The 6,358-nt window shown below is 72.2% G+C and carries 3 protein-coding genes and 1 pseudogene; 1 reads left to right on the forward strand and 3 read right to left on the reverse strand.

Annotated features, from left to right (window positions below):
* Nucleotides 1-109: 109 nt before the first annotated feature.
* Nucleotides 110-2,887, reverse strand: a complete 2,778-nt coding sequence (locus ABGB14_RS45605) for a TIM barrel protein (RefSeq protein WP_347650141.1) — start codon at nucleotides 2,885-2,887, stop codon at nucleotides 110-112.
* Between the two features lie 225 nt (nucleotides 2,888-3,112).
* Between ABGB14_RS45605 and ABGB14_RS45610 the strand changes: the two genes are divergently transcribed.
* Nucleotides 3,113-5,266 carry an alpha-glucuronidase gene (locus ABGB14_RS45610; RefSeq protein WP_347650142.1) on the forward strand — a complete coding sequence of 718 codons (2,154 nt, stop codon included), beginning with the start codon at nucleotides 3,113-3,115 and terminating at the stop codon, nucleotides 5,264-5,266.
* Between the two features lie 12 nt (nucleotides 5,267-5,278).
* Here ABGB14_RS45610 and ABGB14_RS45615 read toward each other — a convergent pair whose 3' ends face one another.
* On the reverse strand, nucleotides 5,279-6,031 hold the full coding sequence (locus tag ABGB14_RS45615) for a hypothetical protein (protein WP_347650143.1): 753 nt from the start codon (nucleotides 6,029-6,031) through the stop codon (nucleotides 5,279-5,281).
* A 124-nt stretch (nucleotides 6,032-6,155) separates the two neighbouring features.
* Nucleotides 6,156-6,358: pseudogene (locus tag ABGB14_RS45620) on the reverse strand (hypothetical protein); the annotation flags it as partial.

Raw genomic sequence — 6,358 nt, forward strand, 5'->3', positions numbered from 1 at the left:
GGTGCGACAGACGCGTGAGCGCCGGCGCGGGCCCGTAGACAGCCAGGACTCAAACCCGGCAGCACTAATGTACGTACTAGTGAGTTACGTTGCCATATTTGCTGATCGTCTATGCCGCCTCTGTGGGGCCCGTCCGCCGGGCGGCCACGTCGAGGTGACGGCGCGCCGCGGTGATCGCCAGGCGGGCATGCTCCTTGGCGCCCACCTGGGCCACGAGGGTGGCCCGGGGGATCTCCAGGGCGTACGGGATCCCGGGCGGCAGGGCGCCGAGGATGCCGTGCACGTCGAGGCCGCCCTCGCCGGGGAACAGGCGCTCGAAGCGCGCGGCATGGACGACCTCCTCCTGGGTGTCCGGCGCCTCGGCCGGGGCATCGCAGACGTGGGCGAAACGGAACCACTCGGATGGCAGATCACGCAGCTCGGCCACGCTGGAGCCGGAGCGTGCGAAGTGAATCAGGTCGATCAGGATGCCCGCGTTGGGCCGGCGGGTCTCACGCAGGACGCGTACGGCCTGCGTGAGGTCGCCGGTCTGGGTCCAGGACGGGAATTCGAGATCGATGGTGAGGCCGAGCGGCCTGGCCAGTTCGCACAGTCGTGCGAACCGGTCGGCTTTGCGGGCGAAGTCCGGGTCCGGGAGCTGGCAGATGACGTGGCGGGCACCGAGCTCGGCGCCGGCTTCCAGGAAGCGCAGCAAGTCCGCGGGGTCGGCCTCGGGCGGGATCCGGGCGAGCTCGATGTCGAGCACCTCGACCCCCGTGGCCGCGAGACGGACCTTGGTCGCCCTCATCAGGGCCGGGTCGGTGGCGAGGGGATGGTGCGGCTCGTGCGGAGTGACCCTGGTCATGCGCAGGCCCACGTACCGATAGCCTGCGTCAGCGGCGGCGCTCACCAGGTCGGGCGGAGACAGGCTCAGCGCCGTCAGATGCGCCAGCGAATAGTCGTGCGCGTGGTCACCGCCGGCGGGGGCGGACGGCTCCCTCAGACTGGTCAGCCGCCGCCTGCGGTGGGCGGCCATGCGCACCGCCGCGTTGTTCGGAGCGCCGTAGCCGGAATACCCACCGACGCGCTGCACCACTTCGAAGAAGATTCGCGCGCCGAGCATCTCGGTGTAGAAGTGCAGGTATTCGCCGTGCTGATCGCGGTCGTAGAGCAGGGAATGCCGCCTCATCGCCGCAAGAAGTCGTGGTGGCAGCGCCAGGCGGGCGTCGAGGTCGTCGTAGTAGTTGTCGGGGATCCTCAGCAGCGGCGCGCCGAGTGCCCGCAACGCCTGCGCGCCGGCGATCGCGTCGTCGGTGCCGAAGGCGATGTGCTGCGGGTCCGGCACCGCCGGCGACCAGTCGCCCCGCCGTAGCGGCGCGGTGTTGAGACCGATCCGGACGCGCTGCTCCGGGTCGGTCGCGGCCCGGCTGTGCATCAGCCCGAACGGCGCGGGCAGCGTGGTGGTCTGCGTCGCCTGGAGGCCGAGCACAGCGCTATAGAAGAGCGCGGTCTGGTCGAAGTCATCGACCGACTCGGTGAGCGAGACATGGTCCGTCCCGGTCAACAGACCGTCGCCGCGGTCCACGCGGCCGGTGGGGGCGAAATCGTCGAGCCAGTTGTCGTCGCCGCCGGTGCGGCAGAAGAAGACGGCCGTTCCGCCGGGGGCCGCCACGGAGTCGAGATCGGCCTCCTCCCTCCGGCGGACGCGGGGCAGCACGGGCGCAAGCAGCCGCTCAGCGCGCCGGACCGAACCGGCCGGGTCGGCGCTCTCCACGGCCAGCGCGCAGATGGCCGCAGTGCCCGGCGGCACCGTCCGCTGCGGGGCGAAGTTCAGCAGAAGCCGGATCGTGCCCTGCGACCACAGCTGGACCGGCTTGGAGCGATGCTGGCCGGTATGGGTGAATCCGAGCGCGGTGAGCGCCCGCGCGAGGACAGGGCCGGAGACCTCATCCACGGCGAGTTCGGTGAACACGTGACCGCCGAGGTGCGGAGCCGGCGGCAGATCGGCCAGCCGAACGCGCTCACGAACCGCCGCCGGGCCGGCCGTTCCGACCGTCTCCTCCAGCGAGAGCAGCGAGCGCATCGCGTCGACGGCGACGTGCCGGGGATCCGCCTGCCGGCAGACGTCGTTGGACACCTCGACCGAGAGCGGGCCGTCGTATCCGGTGGCCAGGACATGGCCGACGAAGCCGGCCAGATCGAAAGCGCCCTGCCCGGGGAACAAACGGTGGTGCTCACTCCACTCCAGCACGTCCATGTTCAGCCGCGGTGCGTCGGCGAGCTGCAGGTGGAACACCTTCGACCCGGGCACGGCCCGGATCGTGGCGGGGTCCTCACCGCGGGCGAACACGTGGAAACTGTCCAGGCATAAGCCGAGCGCGGGATGGTCGGCTCGCCGGACGATCTGCCAGGCGTGGTCGACGGTGTTCACGAACCGGCCCCACGCCAGGCCCTCGTAGGCGATACGCAGGCCACGCCGGGCGGCCCTGCCCGCCAGCGTGTGGAGCTGCTGCGCGGCGCGGTCGTCGTCGTCGATGGCCGCCATGGACGTCGTCGAGCAGATCGCCATCGTGGTGGCGCCGAGTTGCTCCAGCACGTCGAACTTCCGCTCCGCCCGCCGCAGATTCGCCTCGAAAGTCGCGGGCGGTGCTGCCTCGAAGTCATGGAACGGCTGGTAGAGATGGATCGTCAGGCCGAGGTCGGCGCACTCCTGCCGGATCCGGCCCGGCGACCAGTTCGACACGATGAGGTCGCCCTCACAGATCTCGATCCCGCTGAAGCCCGCCGCGGAGGCGGCCGCGAGCTTGTCCTCGATGGTGCCGGAGAGACAGACCGTCGCGAGCGCCGGTGAAGGGCTCGCGGAGCGGCGGCCGAGAGGGCGCGGCATGCCTTGGCCGGTGGCGAGCATGGGCTTCTCACCTTCCTGGCGCATCGATCAACGAACGAACTAGATACTTACTTATATGCCTTGACGCTCATCGAAGGAAGAGGCGGCGCCGCGGGATCCGCCGGTCAGGCGGGGACCTCGCTCGGCCTCCCGCGTGTCGAGGGCGACGTCCCGGCGGCGCCGGGTGATCTGTTTTCGGTAGATTCGCGGACGGATCAGCCCATCGTTGAGCGGACAGAGGAACACGTGAGCATTCCCGAACTGGCGGACGTCCATCCCGCGTGGCTTCCCCCCGGCGCGTTCCGCGCGGTCGGCGCGCGCCGCGTCCTCGTGCTCGGCGACGGGCTCCTCACCGGCACCGTACGCGCGGAGGTCGGGCACGCCTGCGCCCGGCACGGCGGCTCCCTGGAGCAGGACGCGGCGGGCTCCCCCGACCTCGTGCTCGCGCTCTCAAGCGCGGCTCCCCCGGCCGTCACCTCCGCGGGCCCCTCAGTGGGCCCCTCAGTGGGCCCCTCAGTGGCCCGCGCGCTCGCAGCCGCGCGGGAAGTCCTGGCTGGGCAGGGCGGGTCCGCCATCGGCGAGGAGGGCTACCTGCTCGCCCGCCGCGACGGCGTCACCGTGGTGCTGGCCGGCGATCCGGCCGGCCTGCTCTACGGGCTGTTCCACGTGGTCAGGCTGGGCGAGGAGGCGTTCGCGGGCGAGCGCCCCGCAGAGCCGCACCGGCCCGCGGCGCGCCGGCGCATGCTCGACCACTGGGACAACGTCGACGTGCATCCGGTGATGGGCCAGGTCGAGCGCGGCTATTCCGGCGGGTCGATCTTCTGGCGGGACGGCGGCCCCCGCGGCGACCTGGCCAGGGTACGGGCCTACGCGCGGCTGCTGGCCGCGACCGGCGTGAACGCCATCACGGTGAACAACGTCAACGTGCACGCCACGGAGGCCCACCTCCTGACCGACCGGCTCGGCGACGTGGCCGCCATCGCCGACGAGGTGCGCCCGTACGGGATCCGGGTGCACCTGTCGGTCACCTTCGCCTCGCCGATGAGGCTCGGCGGGCTGCCCACCGCCGACCCGCTCGACGAGCGGGTGCGGGAGTGGTGGGCGCGCACCACCGAGCACGTGTACGCCGCCATCCCCGACTTCGGCGGGTACGTGGTCAAGGCCGACTCCGAAGGCCAGCCCGGGCCGTTCGCGTACGGGCGCAGCCACGCCGACGGCGCGAACGTGCTCGCCGACGCCCTGGCCCCGTTCGGCGGGGTCGTGCACTGGCGGGCCTTCGTCTACAACCACCGGCAGGACTGGCGCGACCGGTCGACCGATCGCGCCCGCGCCGCCCACGATCATTTCGCGCCGCTCGACGGGCGGTTCAGGGACAACGCGATCCTGCAGGTGAAGCACGGCCCGATGGACTTCCAGACGCGCGAGCCGGTGTCGCCGGTGATCGCGGCCATGCCGTCCACCCGGCTGGCGGTGGAGTTGCAGGTGACGCAGGAGTACACCGGCCAGCAGCGGCACGTGTGCTACCTGGCGCCGATGTGGAAGGAGGTGCTCGGGTTCAGGCCGTGGGGCCCAGGCGAGGACGGGGACGCCGCCGGGGACGCCGCCGGGGACAGGGCCGGGCGCAGCGTGGCGGACGTGGCGGTCGGGGCGTCGGGCGGCGGCGGCGGCCTGGTCGCGGTCTCCAACGTCGGCGACGACTTCTACTGGACGGGCCATCCGCTCGCGCAGGCCAACCTGTACGCCTTCGGCCGCCTGGCCTGGGACCCGCGGCTGGAGCCCGACGCCCTCCTCGACGAGTGGATCGACCTCACGTTCGCGCCGGCGCAGGGCGGCGACCCCGGTCCGCTGCGGCGCACGCTGCACGCGATGATGGACGGCTCGTGGCGCACCTACGAGCGTTACACGGCGCCGCTGGGCGTCGGGTTCATGGTCCGTCCCGGGCACCACTACGGCCCTGACGTGGACGGCTACGAGTACACGCCGTGGGGCACGTACCACTTCGCCGACCGCGACGGCGTCGGGGTCGACCGCACCCGCGCGTCCGGCACCGGGTTCACCGGCCAGTATCCGCAGCCGTGGTCCGACGTCTACGAGTCGCCCGGCACCTGCCCCGACGAGCTGCTGCTGTTCTTCCACCACGTCCCGTACGGGCATGTGCTGCACGACGGCACCACGGTCATCCAGCACATCTACGACACCCATTTCGCCGGGGTCGAGGAGGTGGCCGGGAGCCGGCGGCTGTGGGAGCGGGCGGAGCCGGGGGACGCGGCGCTGCACGCGCGGGTGACGGAGCTGCTCGGCGAGCAGCTCCGCTGCGCGGAGGAGTGGCGCGACCAGGTCAACGCCTACTTCTTCCGCAAGTCGGGGGTGCCAGACGCCCGGGGCCGGCGCATCCCGTGACGCGCCGGCGCCTCAGGCGGTGAACCTCTCCCTGATCTCGTCGATCATCGGGCGGCTGTTGCGCAGCAGCGCCGCCGCGAAGACGACGGCCAGGAGGGTCACCGCCGCCTCGGTGGCGACCAGCGTGAGCCCGGCCGCCACCACGAGGAGGCAGAGGTTGCTCACGGTGACGCCGGGGAACCGCACGAGCGCGTACGACGCCAGCCGGGCGACGTCGGCCGCCCGGAACGCGAACAGCGAGGTGATGACCAGCGCGGCGGCGGCCCAGAGCGCCGCCGCCACGGCGACGGCGACGAGCAGCACCGCCCACCAGCCGGGGACGCCCGCGGCGGCGAAGTTCGCCAGGTTCGTCCCCACGACGGCCAGCCCCGCCAGCCACGGCGCCCAGATCTTCATGACCCCGGCGACGTTGCCCCGGTAACCGCGCCAGAACGCCGCCGCGGGACGCAGGTCCGTCAGGTCGGACCTGCGGTGGCGCAGCGCGTAGAGGGCGGCCGACAGCGCCGGCCCGGCGGGCAGCGCGCACAGCGCGGCCAGCGGGATGTTGCTCGCGTCGCGGTCGAGCAGGACGAGCGCCGCCAGCCCTGGCGCGGCGGTGACCAGGAACAGCAGCTCGACGACCAGCAGGGTGTAGACCAGCGCGGCGACGCGCGAGAGCGGCCCCGTGCCGAACCGCCCTTGCTCCCTGCCGGGAACAGCCCTCTCACCTGCGATGGAGAATGAGGCAGACGGGGCCGAGTCACGATCGTTCCGCGTGGATTCCACAGCAGCATCGTATACATCACGATTCCAGAGCTTTCGCGATGCGTTGACCGGCGATTGAGCCATGTGATGCGTCCAGCACGTGCCGACGGGCATCCGACGAGCACGCGCGTAGATCGGCGATGCCTCAACGAGGCTGCTGCCTCGGCCCCGGAGCGACGCGAGCATCGTGATCACGTGGACCGGGGGACGCCTTGGTGGCCCTGTTCCAGGCCAGCAGCACCGGCACTCCCGCGACCAGCCCGGCGGCGCCGGCGATCGCCAGGCCGTGCTCCGGTCCGGCCGCTTCGACGAGGAGGCCGCCGAGCAGGATGCCCAGCCCCTGGGCGG

This window comes from Nonomuraea sp. B10E15, assembly GCF_039871615.1.
Lineage (GTDB): Bacteria > Actinomycetota > Actinomycetes > Streptosporangiales > Streptosporangiaceae > Nonomuraea.

Bases quoted from the DNA above. Each gene is read 5' to 3' on its own strand.
- ABGB14_RS45605 (WP_347650141.1), bottom strand. From the start codon at position 2,887: ATGCTCGCCACCGGCCAAGGCATGCCGCGCCCTCTCGGCCGCCGCTCC.